Annotated in this window: 13 protein-coding genes and 1 tRNA gene; 5 read left to right on the top strand and 9 right to left on the bottom strand. The window is 70.9% G+C overall.

The features are described from left to right. Window positions 1-295 precede the first annotated feature (295 nt). On the bottom strand, window positions 296-1747 hold the full coding sequence (locus tag ABTW95_RS17525; protein ID WP_396452347.1) for an MFS transporter: 1452 nt from the start codon (window positions 1745-1747) through the stop codon (window positions 296-298). Between the two features lie 102 nt (window positions 1748-1849). On the opposite strand from ABTW95_RS17525, the gene ABTW95_RS17520 reads away from it, so the two are divergent. Then, window positions 1850-2224, top strand: coding sequence for a MarR family winged helix-turn-helix transcriptional regulator (locus tag ABTW95_RS17520; RefSeq protein WP_396452345.1), 375 nt, complete (start codon window positions 1850-1852; stop codon window positions 2222-2224). 625 nt (window positions 2225-2849) lie between these two features. Beyond that, window positions 2850-3398: a GNAT family N-acetyltransferase gene (locus ABTW95_RS17515; protein ID WP_500226804.1), complete on the top strand. Its 549-nt coding sequence runs from the start codon at window positions 2850-2852 to the stop codon at window positions 3396-3398. Window positions 3399-3459: 61 nt separating this feature from the next. Here the strand turns inward: ABTW95_RS17515 and ABTW95_RS17510 are convergent. Then, a tRNA-Thr gene (locus ABTW95_RS17510) sits at window positions 3460-3532 on the bottom strand. Between the two features lie 64 nt (window positions 3533-3596). Next, entirely contained in the window at window positions 3597-5096 is a 1500-nt protein-coding gene (locus ABTW95_RS17505; protein ID WP_396450482.1) for an alpha/beta hydrolase, read from the bottom strand. A 321-nt stretch (window positions 5097-5417) separates the two neighbouring features. Between ABTW95_RS17505 and ABTW95_RS17500 the strand changes: the two genes are divergently transcribed. After that, window positions 5418-6503, top strand: coding sequence for a ferredoxin reductase (locus tag ABTW95_RS17500; protein ID WP_396450480.1), 1086 nt, complete (start codon window positions 5418-5420; stop codon window positions 6501-6503). A gap of 10 nt (window positions 6504-6513) precedes the next feature. Next, window positions 6514-7623, top strand: coding sequence for a fatty acid desaturase family protein (locus ABTW95_RS17495; protein WP_500226803.1), 1110 nt, complete (start codon window positions 6514-6516; stop codon window positions 7621-7623). Between the two features lie 9 nt (window positions 7624-7632). On the opposite strand, the gene ABTW95_RS17490 is transcribed toward ABTW95_RS17495, so the two are convergent. After that, window positions 7633-8454, bottom strand: a complete 822-nt coding sequence (locus ABTW95_RS17490; RefSeq protein ID WP_500226802.1) for a GNAT family N-acetyltransferase — start codon at window positions 8452-8454, stop codon at window positions 7633-7635. 218 nt (window positions 8455-8672) lie between these two features. Here ABTW95_RS17490 and nhaA point away from each other — a divergent pair, with 218 nt between their 5' ends. Then, the gene (gene nhaA, locus ABTW95_RS17485) at window positions 8673-10562 is read left to right on the top strand and encodes a Na+/H+ antiporter NhaA (RefSeq protein ID WP_500226801.1); all 1890 of its coding nucleotides are present in this window, start codon (window positions 8673-8675) and stop codon (window positions 10560-10562) included. Window position 10563: 1 nt separating this feature from the next. On the opposite strand, the gene ABTW95_RS17480 is transcribed toward nhaA, so the two are convergent. The 5 genes from ABTW95_RS17480 to ABTW95_RS17460 form a co-directional block, all read right to left on the bottom strand. Beyond that, complete coding sequence (locus tag ABTW95_RS17480) at window positions 10564-11382, bottom strand: PSP1 domain-containing protein (RefSeq protein ID WP_500226822.1); 819 nt, start codon at window positions 11380-11382, stop codon at window positions 10564-10566. Window positions 11383-11446: 64 nt separating this feature from the next. Beyond that, window positions 11447-12469 carry a hypothetical protein gene (locus ABTW95_RS17475; protein ID WP_500226800.1) on the bottom strand — a complete coding sequence of 341 codons (1023 nt, stop codon included), beginning with the start codon at window positions 12467-12469 and terminating at the stop codon, window positions 11447-11449. Window positions 12470-12652: 183 nt separating this feature from the next. Further along, window positions 12653-13495: a fructosamine kinase family protein gene (locus ABTW95_RS17470; RefSeq protein ID WP_396454767.1), complete on the bottom strand. Its 843-nt coding sequence runs from the start codon at window positions 13493-13495 to the stop codon at window positions 12653-12655. Continuing rightward, on the bottom strand, window positions 13496-13975 hold the full coding sequence (locus tag ABTW95_RS17465) for a low molecular weight protein-tyrosine-phosphatase (RefSeq protein ID WP_396450470.1): 480 nt from the start codon (window positions 13973-13975) through the stop codon (window positions 13496-13498). Window positions 13976-14109: 134 nt separating this feature from the next. Further along, the gene (locus ABTW95_RS17460; RefSeq protein WP_396450469.1) at window positions 14110-15762 is read right to left on the bottom strand and encodes a S8 family peptidase; all 1653 of its coding nucleotides are present in this window, start codon (window positions 15760-15762) and stop codon (window positions 14110-14112) included. Window positions 15763-15855 lie beyond the last annotated feature (93 nt).

The following is a 15855-nucleotide window of genomic DNA, read 5'->3' as shown; positions in this document are numbered from 1 at the left end:
GCAGCCCGCGGGGTCGCCACGCCCGGCCACAGCATCCACCGGAGGCAGCCACGCCCGGCCACAACAGCAGCCGCAAGCGGCCGCACCGCAACACACCACCCACCGAGGATGCTCACACCCCCGTCACAGCACCAAGGGAGACCCCGCGCCTCGACCACAACAGCCACAGGAGGCGCTAATGCCCTGCAAACGCCCAGCGCACAACCAACACACGTCGGGCAGCCTCGTACGGCGCCGAGCGCGCAAGTGCGGGGGAGCGCCCAGGGCGGCGCTCCCCCGCAGGTTGGGAGGGTGATCAGGTGTGCTTGGGGCGGTAGCGGCGCAGCAGAGGGATCAAGTTCAGTGCCAGGCCGACGACCGCGACGGCGCTGACCAGGTTGACGCCCGGGTGGAACTCGGCGAAGCCATCGCCGCCGGCGGCGGTCCCGCCCGCGACGAGTGCGGTGACCACGGCGAGGACCAGGGCGGCGCCGACCTGGCCCGAGGTCTGGACGAGGCCGGAGGCGAGCCCCTGCTCGGAGTCGTCGATCCCGTCCGTCGCCTGCGCCATGATCGAGCTGAACCCGAACGCGAACCCGCCGCCCAGCAGCAGCATCGTCGGCAGGATCGTGAAGATGTAGTGCGGAGCGTTCCCGGCGGTGGCCAGGAACCAGCCGTAGCCGAGGCTGAGCGACGTCATGGAGCTGATGATCAGACGCGGCGTCCCGTACCGGTCGATCAGGCGCCCGACGAACGGGGAACCGAAGGCGACGAGCAGCCCGGCGGGCAGCAGGGCCATCGCCATCTTCAGCGGCGACCAGCGCAGGACGTCCTGCAGGTAGAGCGTCATCATGAACTGGAAGCTGAGGTACGACCCGAACAGCGCGACGATGCTCAGGTTGGCGCGGATGATGGAGCCGATCCGCAGGATGCCCAGCCGGATCAGCGGGTGCCGCACCTTGTTCTCGGTGAACACGAAGCCCGCCAGCAGCGCGATCGCGAGCGTGAGGGACCCGAGGGTGACGGGGTCGAGCCAGCCGCGGTCGGGTGCGGACACGACGGTGTAGACGGCGAGCAGCATGCCGCCGGTCAGCGTCACGGCGCCGACGATGTCGTGCCCGCCGCCGGCCGCGGGCCGGTCCCGCGGGATCAGTGCGAATCCCGCGGCGAGCGCGATGATCGCGAGCGGGACGGGCGTCAGGAACGTCCACCGCCAGCCGAAGCTGGTCAACGCACCGCCGAGGATCAGCCCGGACGAGTAACCGCTGGCGCCGAAGACGGAGAACACCGACAGTGCGCGGTTCCGCGCAGGTCCCTCATGGAACGTGGTGGTCAGGATGGACAGCGCGGTGGGGGCGGTGAAGGCGGCCGCCAGCCCCTTGACGAAACGGGTGACGATCAACAGGGTGCCGTTGTCCACCAGCCCGCCCACCAGTGATGCGGCGGCGAACACGGCGAGCGCGGCCAGGAAGACCCGGCGGCGTCCCAGCAGGTCGGCGGTGCGCCCGCCGAGCAGAAGCAGGCCGCCGTAGCCGAGGACGTACCCGTTCACGATCCACTGCAGCGACGTGGTGGAGAGGCCCAACTCGGTGCCGATGGACGGCAGCGCGACGCCCACCATCGAGACGTCGAGCCCGTCGAGGAACATCACGGCGCACAGGACCGCAAGGATCCCCCACAGCCGGGGAGTCCAGATCTGTTCGGCCGGCGCACGCTCGGCGTCCGGCGGACGGACGGTGATGACAGGTGAGGTGTCGGTGATAGCCACGTCGCAGGACAGTACATGCACATGCATCAAATGTCCACGCACTAAATTCTTCGGAATTTAATGTGGATGCATCTGATGCGCGCGCATGGTACGATCCGCGCCATGGAGGCGAAGGCTGCTCTGGTCGACCGGTGGCGCGAGCTGGCGACCTGCTACAACACGGTCGCGTGCGCTCTGGACCGCGCCCTCCAGGAGGCCCACGGCCTGAGCATGAGCGAGTACGAGACCCTCGACCGCCTGGTCGATCTCGACTGTGAGAAGCGCCGCATGCAGGAGATCGCCGCGGCGATGTGGCTCAGCCAGAGCGCACTGTCCCGCACGGTCGCCCGCCTGGAGAAGAACGGCTACGTCACACGCGACCTCTGCAGGGACGACCGCCGCGGCGTCTTCGTCCAGCTCACCGAGGCCGGCCGCCGCCGCCACGCCGAGGCCCGCGAGACACACCTGAAGATCCTCGCCGAGAAGCTCGGGCCCTGACCCGCCCCGGGCGCCGGCCCGGAACCGTCCTCACCACCAACGGGTTCGACGACGCCCCCTCCGCGCACCAGATCCCGGCCCAACCACGCCAATGCAGCGCCTCGGCCACAGACGGCCGTGGAGAGGCCAGAGGCGAGGGCGCCGGCTCCCAGGAGATCACATCAACACTCTGGCCTCCCAGGAAGACCGCGGCAGCCAACTCGGCCGCGCCCGACACACGTCCGTCCAGATGAGCTCGCCCGCCTACCCCCGCACGCCGGTAGCCGGAACCAAACCCACCACCCGACCGTCTTCGCCCCCTCTTCAACGGGAGCATCCGGTTATCGGGTGCCATGATCGCCGTTACGAGTGCCATCCCGATGGTCGCCGCTGAGGTAGAGAGGCGCCGGGACGCGCACAGTCCACTTCGGCCCCACCTCTGAGGGCCGTATGTCGGCACGTCCGACCGCAACAAACGATCAACGGCCGCACCGCCCGTGCTGTCGCCGTCGGGGAAAGCGGCGAGGGACGCCTTCGTCCTACAGACGTGGCTGTGTGGGGAGTGCGGGGCGTGGGGTGCGTGAGGCAACCTGGGGCCTCTGGGCGAGAGCGGTCCATCGGCAATGAGGCCAGGGACGGAGGCACCGTGGGATGTCGCGTGATGCTGCGCCGGATGCGCGCGGCGGACGAGGACGAGTTCCTCCGGCTCGCCGAACAGAGCGCGGACCTGCATAGGGACTGGGTCAGGACGCCGACCGACGCGTCGGCCTTCCGCGAGTACCTCGGCCGGTTCTCGGATCCGGCGGCCGGCGAGGCGCTGCTGATAAAGCGCGTCGACACCGGAGCCATCGCGGGTCACGCCACACTCACCGGCATCGTCCGCGGCCCCTACGACCGCGCCATCCTGGGGTTCGCCGCGTTCGCGCCGAGCGCCGGCCGAGGCTTCATGACGGAGGGCGTCGGCCTGACCGTCCTCTACGCGTTCGGCCCTCTCGGTCTGCACCGTGTCGAAGCGGACGTCCAACCGGGAAACGAGCCGTCCCGCCGCCTCCTCCAGCGTCTCGGCTTCCACCGGGAGGGCTTCTCCCCCGAGTTCATCAACATCGGCGGCGTCTGGCGTGATCACGAGCGCTGGGCGATTACCGCCGGCATGACCACCAGCCTCCCCCCATGCGACCCGAACATCCTCCCGTAACCGCGAAGGCAGTCATGCAGAAGGCCCATCGCGAGTGATCGCGATGGGCCTTTGAGGTGGGAGCCGCCTGTCGGAATCGAACCGACGACCTATTCATTACGAGTGAATCGCTCTGCCGACTGAGCTAAGGCGGCGCGCCGTGCGGGGCACGGCGGGATGAAGTCTACCGGGTCCTCGGGGGTGGGTGTGCACCGGTTTTCAGCCGCACCTGGTCCCGTCCTTGGGCGGATCTGTGGTGATCAGGTAGTCGTCGGTGGCCTTGGTGATGCAGGGGTCGCCCTGCAGGTAGGCGGTGTGGCCGTCGCCGTTGAAGGTGAGGAGCACGCCGCTGGAGAGCTGGGAGGCGAGGTTCTGGGCCCACTTGTAGGGCGTGGCGGGGTCGCGGATGGTTCCGATGACCACGATGGGGGCGGCGCCCTTGGCGGTGAGGGGCTTCGGCTCCTCCTTGGTCTGGACGGGCCAGTAGACGCATGGGAGGCCGCCCCAGACGACGAACGGGCCGAAGCGGGGCGCGGCCTTCTCCGCTTGGTCCGCGTACTTCTTGTAGGCGGCGAGGTCCGGTGGGTTGGGCTTGTCGACGCAGTTGACGGCCATGTTGGCGTCGGTCTGGTTGCTGTAGGTGCCGTTGGGCTTGCGTTCGACCATCTCGTCCGCGAGGGCGAGGAGGATGGTGCCGTCGGAGTTCTGCATCGCCTGGGTCAGGGCCTGGCGCAGGACGGGCCAGTACTCCTTCACGTAGAGGGACCTGGCTATGCCCATCACGGCGAGGGATTCGGTGACCTTGCGGGAGTCGCGCGTGTTGCTGAGCGGCTTCTTGTCGGTCGCCGTGAGGAAGGACGAGATCCTGGCGATGACCGCGTCGGGGGTGCTTCCGAAGGGGCAGCTGCCTGACTTGACGCAGTCGTCGGCGAACGCGCGTAGGGCGGTCTCGAAGCCCTTCGCCTGCTCGATCAGCAGTTCGGTCGAGGAGAGGCTGGGGTCGACGGCGCCGTCCAGGACGAGGGCGCGGACGTTCTTCGGGAACTGTTCCGCGTAGAAGGCGCCCAGGTAGGTGCCGTATGAGGCGCCGTAGTAGGTGAGTTTGCGGTCGCCCAGGGCCGCGCGGATGACGTCCATGTCGCGGGCGGCGTTCACGGTGCCGACGTAGGGCAGTTCGGAGCCGGCCTTGGTCTTGCAGCGTTCGGCGAAGTCCTCGCCCTCGGCGGCGAGGGTCTGCGTCTCCTTCTGGTCGTCCGGGGACGCGTCGGTGGCGAAGAACTCGTCGAGCTGGGGGCCGGTGTTGCAGCGGACGGGGTCGCTGGCGGCGACGCCGCGCGGGTCGAAGCCGACGATGTCGAAGCGGCGGCGCAGGTCGGCCCCGAAGGTCCGGGCCGCCTGGCGGACGAAGTCGACCCCGGAACCGCCGGGCCCGCCGGGATTGGTGAGCAGTGAGCCGATGCGGTCGGACTCGTCCTCGGCGGGGAGCCGGATCACGGAGATGCCGACCTTCTCGCCGGACGGTTCGGCGTAATCCAAGGGGACCTGGACGGTCGCGCACTGGAAGCCGTCGTCGCAGTCCTTCCAGGAGGGCTTCTGGTCGTAGAACGGCGCCAGCGCGGCCGGGACGGTCGATGACGACGTCGTGCCCTTGTCGCCGCCGTCGTTCCCGTCGCCGTCGCTGCATCCGGTGGTCATCGCCAGTGCGAGCACGGTCGCCACACTGATGAACCTCGCTGCCCGCACCTGGACCCCGTCTCGTCATAGCGGCACGTACGCCGCCGCCTACGCTACGTCGGCGCAGCGCGGGAGGCCACCACCGCGCCGGGGCGTGGGGTGGAGACGAGGCCCGTGTGGCGCCCGGAGTTGGACCCGGCGGACAATCCGCGCCCTCGGTTTTGTCACTGAGCTTCACACCGCTGGATGGGCCATCGTGCGATGGTGTGATGCCCGTCGCTTTGACGCCGGACGCCTTGAACATCCTCCCCCGGCTACGCGACCGTAGGTTACGCAAGCGTAAGTTAGCGCCCTCGGGGAGGCAACGTGACCACCGCAACGCGACGTCCGGGTGCGCGGATCGCGGCGGCCGCCCGGCTCCTCACGACACCGCTCCTGCCGGAGGACTACCTCGGCCTGGTCAACCCGCTGTGGTCGGCCACCGACCTGCGCGGACGCGTCGAGGCCGTCCGGCACGAGGCGCCCGCCGCGGCGACCCTGCTGATCAGGCCCGGCCGGGCCTGGCGGGGGCACCGGCCGGGCCAGTGGGTCCGGGTCGGCGTGGACATCGGCGGCGTCCGGTACTGGCGGACGTTCTCGCTGTCGTCCCCGCCCCGCCGGGACGGGCGGATCACCATCACGGTCAAGGCCGGACGGGACGGGTTCGTCTCCGCCCACCTCGTCAACGCGATACGCCCGGGGACGATCATCCGGCTGGCTCCGGCCGACGGCGAGTTCGTGCTGCCCTCGCCCGTCCCGGAGAAGCTGCTGTTCGTCACGGCGGGCAGCGGCATCACCCCGGTCATGGCCATGCTCCGCCACCTCACCGGCCCGGCGGACACGTCCGGCGCCGCGGCTCGCGGCGGCGCCCCCGACATCGTGGTCGTGCACTCGGACCGGACGGCCGGGGACGTGATCTTCGGGAACGAGCTGCGCGCGATGTCCGGGGTGCGGCTGCACGAGCGGCACACGTCCACCGAAGGCCGGTGCAAGCCGTCCGAACTGCCCGGCATATGCCCCGACTGGGCGGAACGCGACACATGGGCCTGCGGTCCCGCCGGGATGCTCGACGATCTCACCGCGTTCTGGCGCGCCGAAGGGGCCGGGGAGCGGCTGCGCGTCGAGCGCTTCCAGACCGTCCTGCGGGGCGGCGGCGAGGGCGGGCGCGTCACGTTCACCAAGAGCGGCGTCGAGGTGGACGCCGACGGGAGCACGCCGCTCCTGGACGCCGGGGAGGGCGCCGGCGCGCTGCTGCCGAGCGGCTGCCGGATGGGCATCTGCTACAGCTGCGTCGGCCCGCTGCGCTCCGGCAAGGTCCGCGACCTGCGCACCGGCAGGGTGCACGGCGAGGAGGGCGAGATCGTCCAGACCTGCGTCTCGGCCGCCGCCGGCCCCGTCGAAATCGACCTGTGAGAGGGGACCCATGACCGACCGTCTGACCGCCGCGGACTACGACACCATCGCCGCCGAGCTGGACGCGCTGCGCGAAGAGATCATGTCGGATCTCGGCGAGCGCGACGCGGCCTACATCCACCGGGTGATCCGCTGGCAGCGCGGCCTGGAGATCGCCGGGCGGGCGCTGCTGATGGCGTCCTCGGTGCCGCCCGCCTGGGTCGCCGGGACCGCGACGCTCGCCGTCGCGAAGATCCTGGAGAACATGGAGATCGGGCACAACGTCATGCACGGCCAGTGGGACTGGATGCGCGACCCGAAGATCCACTCCACGACGTGGGAATGGGACAACGTCTCCCCGGCCGAGCAGTGGAAGCACTCGCACAACTTCGTCCACCACACGTACACGAACGTCCTCGGCAAGGACAACGACGTCGGCTACGGCATCCTGCGGATCGCGCCGGAGCAGAAGTGGAGCCCGGCCCACCTCGCGCAGCCGATCTACAACCTGCTGCTGGCGATGTTCTTCGAGTACGGCGTGGCGGTGCACGACCTGGAGATCGGCAAGGTCCTCGCCGGGAAGGCCGACGAGGAGGTCACCAAGGAGAAGCTGCGCCAGATCGGACGCAAGATCCGCCGTCAGTGGGGCAAGGACTACCTGGCGTTCCCGCTGCTCAGCGGCCCGCAGTTCGTCTCCACCCTCGCCGCGAACTTCACCGCGAACGTCGCCCGCAACATCTGGGCCCACATGATCATCTTCTGCGGGCACTTCCCCGGCGACGTCGACCTGTTCAAGAAGGACTGCCTGGACGGGGAGACGAAGGGCGAGTGGTACGTCCGGCAGCTGTGCGGCTCGGCGAACATCACGGGCGGTCCGCTGTTCCACCTGATGACGGGCAACCTGAGCCACCAGATCGAGCACCACCTGTTCCCCGACATGCCGAGCAACCGGTATGCGGAGATCGCACCGCGCATCCGCGAGCTGTGCAAGAAGTACGACCTGCCGTACCACACGGGCTCGCTCTCCCAGCAGGTCACCAGCACCTGGAAGAAGATCGTCCGGTACGCGCTGCCGGGCGGGAAGCCCGCCCCGAAGCGCCTCCCGAAGCCCGCCCCGAAGCGCGCCCCGAAGCCCGCCTGACCGCGCCGGTCAGCCGAGCGCCTGGGCGACGGGGAGGAAGAGGCGGGCCGGGTCGTTCGCGATCGGGGCGCCCCACTCCATGATCGTCGTGGTGAACGCCGGGCGGAGGCCGTGCTCCTCCGCCCAGGCGATGATCTCGGGATGCCGGTGGTCGATGTCGAGGCGGATCGGGCCTTCGGGGACGATCTCGTCCACCAGGGCGAGCGCGGTCTCCGCGTCCTGCGCGATGAGAGGGCCGACGACGAACCGGTCGTCGTTCCTCCACACGCCGCCGTAGCCCGCGATGCCGCCCCCGTCGCGGACGACCCGCAGCGTCTCGCAGAAGAACGGCAGGCCGTCGACCAACCGCGACCGGTCGGCCCCGAACACCTCGGTGTCGAGCGCATGGACGGCCGGCATGTCCGCCGCCTCCACCGGCACGGACACACCTCGCCTGGACGGCCCGTCCGACGCACCTATATAAGTCGTGCACTGCCCGACGGCCTTGAACCCGAGACGCTCATATAGAGGACGTCCATACTCCGTGGCGGTCAGGCAGAAGCTCGCCGTGCCCGCGTTGTCCATCGCGTGGCGCATCAGCCGTCCGCCCAGGCCGCGCCGCTCGAACCGCTTGGCGACCAGCACCATGCTGATGGCCGCGACGTCCTGGCCGTACAGGGTCGACACCACCGTCCCGGCGAGTTCCCCGTCCCCGTCATCGACGCCGTAGACGTCCCCGACCGAGAACAGGAACCGCCACTTGCGGTCCTCCTGCCCCCACTCACGATCCGCGGCAAGCCGCTGACAGGCCGCGAGGTCACCAAGCCCCAGCAACCGCACTCCGCCGTCCACGCCCATGACGCTAGGAGCGCCCACCCCAGCCCACAAACGATTTAACCGGCCCCCACGGGCGCCGGGATCACCCGACCGGATCACGACGCCTGCCGGGTGCGTCCCACCAGGGCCTCTGAACACCACTTCACCCGGCCCTGGAACAGGCGTGACCGATACGAGGTTTTCCGAACGTTCTCATGGGGCGGGCGGCGAAAGGAAGCGGTGAGAATTCGGTAATGACCGATGCGCAAGAGGAGACCGGGCCGCTCGCCGGCCGGACGGCGTGGGCCCGGAGCCTGCGGACGCCGCTGCGCGAGTTCCTGCGCACCGAGACCGGCGGCGCCGTGTTCCTGCTGGCCGCGACGCTCGCCGCGCTCGCCTGGGCGAACATCGACGCGTCCTCGTACGAGGGGCTGTGGGGGACGGACGCGTCGGTCCGGGTCGGCGACGCGGGCATCACGCGCGATCTGCGCGACTGGGTCAACGGCGGCCTGATGACGATCTTCTTCTTCGTCGTCGGGCTGGAGGCGCGCCGCGAGTTCGACATGGGCGAGCTGCGCGACCGGCGGCGGGTCGCGCTGCCGCTCGCCGCCGGGCTCGGCGGGATGATCGTGCCGGTCGCGATCTACCTGGCGCTGAACGCCGGGACGGGCACCGCGCACGGCTGGGGCATCGCGATGTCGACGGACACGGCGTTCGCGCTCGGCGTCCTCGCCCTGGTCGGCCGCGGCTTCCCGGACCGGCTCCGCGCCTACCTGCTCACCGCCGCCGTCGTGGACGACGTCGTGGCGCTCGCGGTGATCGGGATCTTCTACAGCGACGACGTCCGGCTGCCGGCGCTGCTGACGGCCCTCGCCATCTTCGCGGCGATCGTGCTGATCCGCGCGGCCGGCATCCGCGCGTTCCCCGTCTACCTGCTGCTCGGCGTGGCGACGTGGGGGGCGCTGGAGTCGTCCGGCGTGGAGCCGATCGTCATCGGGCTGGCCATGGGGCTGCTCACGTACGCGCACCCCGCCGCCCGCAGCGACCTGGAACGCGCCACGGAGATCTTCCGGCTGTTCCGGGAGCAGCCCACCCCCGAGTACGCGCGCTCCGCGCAGACGGGGGTCGCCGCGGCGATCTCGCCGAACGAGCGGCTGCAGCTGGCGATCCACCCGTGGACGAGCTACGTGATCGTCCCGCTCTTCGCGCTCGCCAACGCCGGGATCGCCATCAGCGGCGACGTCCTCGGCCGCGCGTTCGCCTCCCCGGTGACGCTCGGCATCCTGATCGGGTACGTCGTCGGCAAACCCGTCGGGCTGCTCGGCTGCTCCTGGCTGGTCACGCGGTTCAGCCGGGGCCGCCTGCGGCCGCCCGTCGGCTGGGCCGCGGTCGGGGGCGGCGGCACGATCGCCGGCATCGGCTTCACCGTGGCGCTGCTGATCGCGACCCTCACCTTCACGGGCCCCCGCCTCGAAGAGGCGAAGATCGGCATCCTGTCCGCCGCGCTGTGCGCCACGGCCGTCACGTGGGTCGTCGTCCGCGCGACGAGGCTGCTGCCGCCGAAGGCGAGGCTGCGCGCCCTGCTCGGCACGGCGGAGAGCATCGTCGACCTGGCCGCGCCGGTCGACCCGGACCGCGACCACATCCGCGGCCCCGCCCGCGCGCCCGTCACCGTCGTCGAGTACGGCGACTTCGAATGCCCGTACTGCGGGCAGGCGGAGGAGGTCATCCGGGAGCTGCTCGCCGGGTACGGCGACGTCCGGTACGTGTGGCGGCACCTGCCGCTCACCGACGTCCACCCGCAGGCGCAGCTGGCGGCGCAGGCGTCGGAGGCCGCGGCGGCGCAGGGCGCCTTCTGGGAGATGCACGACCTGCTCCTCGCCCACCAGGACGAGCTGCAGCCCAGGGACCTCGTCCGCTACGCCGCCGAACTGGGCCTGGACGTCGACCGCTTCCGCGCCGACCTGCGCGCGCACAAGGGCGTCGACCAGATCGCCGAGGACGTCGACTCCGCCGACCTGAGCGGCGTCTCCGGCACCCCGACGTTCTTCGTCAACGGCCGCCGCCACCTCGGCGCCTACGACATCGAGGGCCTCACCGCGGCCGTCAAGACCGCCCGCAAGACCGTCGCCCTCCGCCCCTGACTCAGTCTCCGGGGTTGTACATGGCGTCGTGTTGTTGTCGCGGGGAGCAGACGGAGGCCGAGGGGCAGGAGCAGCGGCGGGAGCCCACCTTCACCGTCACGCGGTCGCCGGGGACGTTGTAGCCGATCACCTGGCCCTCGCCCTCGGGGGTGGACACGCGCGAGCCCAGGCGCGGGGCCTTCTCCTTGAACTCCATGTAGAGCGGGTGCTCGTACTTCAGGCAGCACATCAGGCGGCCGCAGGCGCCCGCGATGCGGAGGGGGTTGACGGGGAGGTCCTGCTCCTTCGCCATGCGGACGGAGACGGGCTCGAAGTCCTTGAGGAAGGTGGCGCAGCACAGGTCGCGCCCGCAGGGGCCGATGCCGCCCTGGAGGCGGGCCTCGTCGCGGGGCCCCACCTGGCGGAGCTCGACGCGGGCCTTGATGCCGCGGGCCAGGTCGCGGACGAGGGCGCGGAAGTCGACGCGGTGCGGGGCGGTGAAGTAGATCTTGAAGACGTTCTCGGCGTCGAGGTAGTCGACGCCGATGACCTTCATGGGCAGCTCGTGCTTGCGGATCAGGCGCTTGGCGATCGAGCGGCCCTCGGCGCGGCGGCGGCGGTTGGCCTCGTCGCGGGCTAGGTGCTCCTCGGTGGCGAGGCCGGCGCATTCGGGGAGGCCGTCGATGTCCTCCGACACCCACTGCGGGGCCCACACGCACTCGGCGACCTCGGGACCGGAGTCGGTGGGGACGAGGACCTTGTCGCCGACCTTCGGGGTGTGCGGTCCAGGGTCGAGGTAGTAGAGCCGGCCGTAACGGGTGAAGCTGACGGCCATCACCATGCCCACGGTTTCGCTCCGTTCGCCCGGTTTCTTGCGATCCACGTTAGCCGGGACGGCGCCGCGGTCACCAGGTCGCGTCGGCGAGGTCCTTCCCGGGGACGGTCGGCAGTCCGTTCGCGTACAGGTCGCCCGCGGTCGCCAGGACGGCGCCGCTGCCGTGGGCGGCGTCGAGGTCGGTGAGCGGGCCCGTCACCTTCTGGTGCCACAGGACCTTCCCCGGCTTGCCCGTGAGGCTGAAGGTCTGGACGGTCAGCTCAGAGCCGGCGACAGTGCCGACGACGGCCTGCTCGCCATCCCGCGTCAGGACGGCGCTGGTGCCGCCCTCGGGCAGCGTCATGACGGCCTTGCTGAGCTTGAGGTCGCCGGCGGCGGCGCTGGTGTCGATGGTGCGGAGCTGGTGCTTGGCGGACCCCGCCGGCGTCCAGACGAAGGAGAGCGTGTCGCCGGCCCAGGAGAGGCTGCCGACGCGGCCCTGGGCCTTGGTCGTCCATGTCTTGTGGGCGCCGCTGCTGAGGGTGAGGACGTCCACGCGGCCGCGCTTGCCCTTGTAGGTGACGTAGGCGAGGCGGTCGCCGGTGACGGCGATGTCCGACCAGGAGGTGGAGACGCCGGCGACGGTGGCCTTCGGGATGTCCTTCAGGTCCTGGGGGCGTCCGTCGTCGCCCAGGTGCAGGCGCTGGAAGGCGACCTCGCCGTCGCCGTAGGACGCGACGATGTAGGAGCCGTCCTTCGCGGCGGCGACGCGGTGGAAGCGGCGGCCCTGCGGCGGGGCGACCGGCAGCCCCACGTCCGCGCCGGTGTGCACGTCGCGGACGACCAGCGCCGTGCCCGCGCCGGTGATCCCGACGGCGAACCGCGGGTCGGTCTGCTCGGCCTTCGCGGCCGGCTCGGCCGCGTGCTCCTCCTTCGCGGCGCGCTGGTGGCGGTGCACCACGTCCACGCCGCCGGCGACGAACAGCGCCGCGGTCGCGGCCACGGTGAGCGGGATCAGGCTCTTCCATGAGCCCAGCCGTGGTCTCCCCGGCTCCTCGCGCCTGCCCTCGTCCATGGGTACGCCCCGCACCTGCCTCTCCCACTCCTGGGTCACCGCGTCGTTTCTATCTCATCTACATCGCTACAAAAACCCATGAAGCGGGAGTTACCACATCGACGCCGAGTCGCAAGCGTCACAGCGACACCGCGCGGGCCGCGCGGTGCGGGCACGTTCCACAACGATGTCGTCACGATACGCAACGCGGGGGCGCCGGAGTGTCGCGAACGGCGTTTCCGCTCAGCCGAGAGCGGCGCGGGCGGCGTCCACCAGGGACCCCCGGTAGGACGCCCCGAACAGCGCCACATGGACCAGAAGCGGATGCAGCTGGTGCAGCGGGACGCGGGACCGCCAGCCGTCCGCCAGCGGCGCCGCCTCGTCGTAGGCGGCCAGCACCGTGTCGAGGTGCGGCGTCCCGAAGAGGGCCATCATGGCCAGGTCGGTTTCGCGGTGGCCGCCGTGGGCGGCCGGGTCGATGAGCACGGCGCGCCCGTCCGTCCACAGGATGTTGCCCGACCACAGGTCGCCGTGGATCCGGGACGGCGGCTCCGGCGGCCCGGCCAGCTCCTCGACGTCCGCCATGACGCGCTCCACGAGCCGGACGTCGGACGGCGACAGGTGCCGCGCGCCGAGGCGCAGGAACGGTTCGAGGCGGCGCTCGGCGTACCAGCGCGGCCATCCGCGGCCGTCCGGCGTGTTGTCGAGCGGGAGGTCGGCGATGAAGCCGTCCCAGGGCGCGCCGTAGGCGTCCGGGCGGTTCCCGGTGTGCAGGGCGGCCAGCTCGCGGCCGAGGCGCTCGGCGGCCTCCCGGCTCGGTCCGGAGGACGGCAGCCACGGCAGGACGAGCATGCGGTCGTCCGCGGCGAGGACGTCCGGGACCGGCGTCCCGGGGCCGGCCTCGCCCAGCCAGCGCAGACCCGCCGCCTCGGCCGCGAACACGCCCGCCTGGTCGCCGGCCGCCTTCACGAACACCTCGCGGCCGTCGGCCAGGGACGCCCGGTGCAGCGTCCAGGAATGGCTGGAACCGAGGTCGCTGACGCTCGCGACATCCGTACCGAGGAGTTCCGTCAGCCGGTCGCGCACTCAGCGCTCCTTGAGCGCGGCGCGGATCTCCTCCAGCAGGCCCGGCATCGCCGCCTCCACCTGCTCGAGCACGAGGTCGAAGTCGGCGCGGCCGCCGTAGTACGGGTCGGGGACGTCGAGGTCGCCGTCGGCGTCCGGGTCGAACTCGCGCAGCAGCCTGATCCTGCCGCGTGCCTCCTCGTCCGGCGCCATCGAGCGCAGCGCCCGCAGGTGCCCCCGGTCCAGCGCCAGGATCAGGTCGTACCGGTCGAACCACGACGGGTCGAACTGCCGGGCGATGTGCGCCGACCGGTAGCCCGCCCGCCGCAGCGTCGCGATCGTCCGCTCGTCGGCGTCGTCGCCCACGTGCCAGCCGCCGGTGCCGGAGCTGTCGACCTCGACGTCCAGCCCCTCCTCCTCGACGTGGTGGCGCAGTACCCATTCGGCCATCGGGGAGCGGCAGATGTTGCCGGTGCAGACGAACGTGACGCGGTACGACATGCCCCCATCATGCCCGAGGCCGGCCCCCTCAACGATGAGCCCGCCGCCGTCCTCGACACGCACGGCCCCGGGCAGAACACGACCCCCGGCCGGGTGGCCGGAGGTCGCGTCCTGGGGTGGGTCGGGCGATGAGGTCAGCGGTGGCTGACCGCGTTCAGCGCGTCCACGATGCCGTTGCCGAAGAAGCCGTTCTGCTCCTTCGTGCCCTCGCAGGTCTGCGTCGAGGTGTGCTTGCCCGTCGAGGTGTACCAGACGTACTCGACGGTCGGCGGGGTCGGGCACGGCTTCTCGGTCGCGGTGCCGCGAAGCACCTGCTCCACGAAGTTCGGGCTGAGCGTGAGGCCGCCGTGCCGGCGGTCCCGGTGCCCGTACTTGCTGATGATCAGCGCGGCGACGCCGACGGCGTGCGGCGAGGCCATCGAGGTGCCCTGGATCGACTGGTAGTACGCGCAGTCGTCGCCCTTGCAGCTGCGGATGATGTACGGCACGTTCGGCGTGCCGTCCGCGTTCAGCTCGCCGCGTGCCTTCGCGAGCCGCTCGGGGTAGGCCGCCCAGATGCCGGCCTTGTCGTCCGGGTGCTGGTCGGCGGTGTCGACCTTGTCGCCGCCGGGCGCCGCCACCGCGACGTACCCGTTGCCGAAGCTGCTGTAGTACGACTTGCGGGTGGACGGGCCGGTCGCCGAGATCGGGATGACGTGGTCGCCCTCGGACGGCATCGACACGCAGCTCGGCGGGATCGTCCGCTCGTACGGCTGCTCACCCGGCATGGACGGGAAGTCGGGGCTGCCGGTGTCCTCGTTCGTCTTGGTGTAGTCGACGAAGTCGTTGCCGGCCGCGGAGATCAGCGTGACGCCGCGGTCGTGCGCGAAGTCCAGGGCGCGCTGCGTCGCCTTGATGATCGTGCGCTGTTCGAGCTGGTCCTCCGGGCTGTCGGCGGGGTTGTCGCCGCAGTTCCACAGCCACGGGTCCACGTAGTAGCTCATGTTGACGACGTCGATGCCGTGCTTCGCCGCGTAGGTGAGGCCGTCGACGGTCGGCTGGAGGAAGAAGTAGCCGGAGTCCTGGCCGACGCGCAGGTTGACGATCGACACGTTCGGCGCGACGCCCGCCATGCCGAGGCCGTTGCGGGGCGAGGCGATCGTGGACGCGACGTGCGTGCCGTGGTCGTTGTCGTCCCAGTCGACGGGGTCGACGCACGACTTGAACTCGCAGGGGCCGTCGACCTCGTCGCCGTTGGCGTCCGTCGGGATGTCGTGGGTGAAGTTGCGGCTCAGCTTGCGGTTGAAGTTCGGCTTGATGTCGGGGTGGGAGCCGTCCACGCCCGTGTCGAGGATGCCGACCAGCACGCGCTTGTCGCCCGGCTCCTTCTTGTACGAGCCGTCCGCCGTCGCGTGGATCTGCTTCATGTCCCACTGCAGGTCGGCGAGCGGCTCCTCCTTCTTGGACGGGACGCCCGTGAGCGACACCGTGTTCTTGGTGCCGGTCATCTGCTCGACCTTCGCCGCGGCCTTCTTCTTCGCCTTCGGCGCCTCGCCGATGACCCGGTTGTGCGCGACGCCCTCCAGCGCCCGCTGCCGCATCACCGCGTGGACGAACTCGGGGTTGCCCGACCGGACGGTCGCGACGCCCACGTCGCGGTTCTCGTGGACGATCTTGCCGCCGGCCGCGCGGACAGCGCGGTGGGCCGAGCCGAGGGACACGTGCTCCTTGTAGAGGACGACGTACTCCGAAACCTCGCCCTTCGCCGGTTCCGGAGCCGCTGACGCTGGAGCCGCGAGAGCCGTCATGGTGGTGACGGCGCACGCGGCCGAAATCAAGGCTCGCCGCAAAGCTGACCTCCTGGCCGTGGGGGGAGCTAGCCCGGGGTTGTCGGGGGGTAA

This window comes from Spirillospora sp. NPDC127506 (assembly GCF_040302145.1).
GTDB lineage: Bacteria > Actinomycetota > Actinomycetes > Streptosporangiales > Streptosporangiaceae > Spirillospora.
Note: the sequence above shows the minus strand (reverse complement) of the source record. Positions and strands in the feature narration are given on the sequence as shown.

Excerpts from the sequence above, each read along its gene's own strand:
- ABTW95_RS17520 (WP_396452345.1), top strand. The coding sequence starts at position 1,850 with ATGGAGGCGAAGGCTGCTCTGGTCGACCGGTGGCGCGAGCTGGCGACC.
- ABTW95_RS17495 (WP_500226803.1), top strand. The coding sequence starts at position 6,514 with ATGACCGACCGTCTGACCGCCGCGGACTACGACACCATCGCCGCCGAG.
- nhaA (WP_500226801.1), top strand. The coding sequence starts at position 8,673 with ATGACCGATGCGCAAGAGGAGACCGGGCCGCTCGCCGGCCGGACGGCG.
- ABTW95_RS17480 (WP_500226822.1), bottom strand. The coding sequence starts at position 11,382 with ATGGTGATGGCCGTCAGCTTCACCCGTTACGGCCGGCTCTACTACCTC.
- ABTW95_RS17465 (WP_396450470.1), bottom strand. The coding sequence starts at position 13,975 with ATGTCGTACCGCGTCACGTTCGTCTGCACCGGCAACATCTGCCGCTCC.
- ABTW95_RS17460 (WP_396450469.1), bottom strand. The coding sequence starts at position 15,762 with ATGACGGCTCTCGCGGCTCCAGCGTCAGCGGCTCCGGAACCGGCGAAG.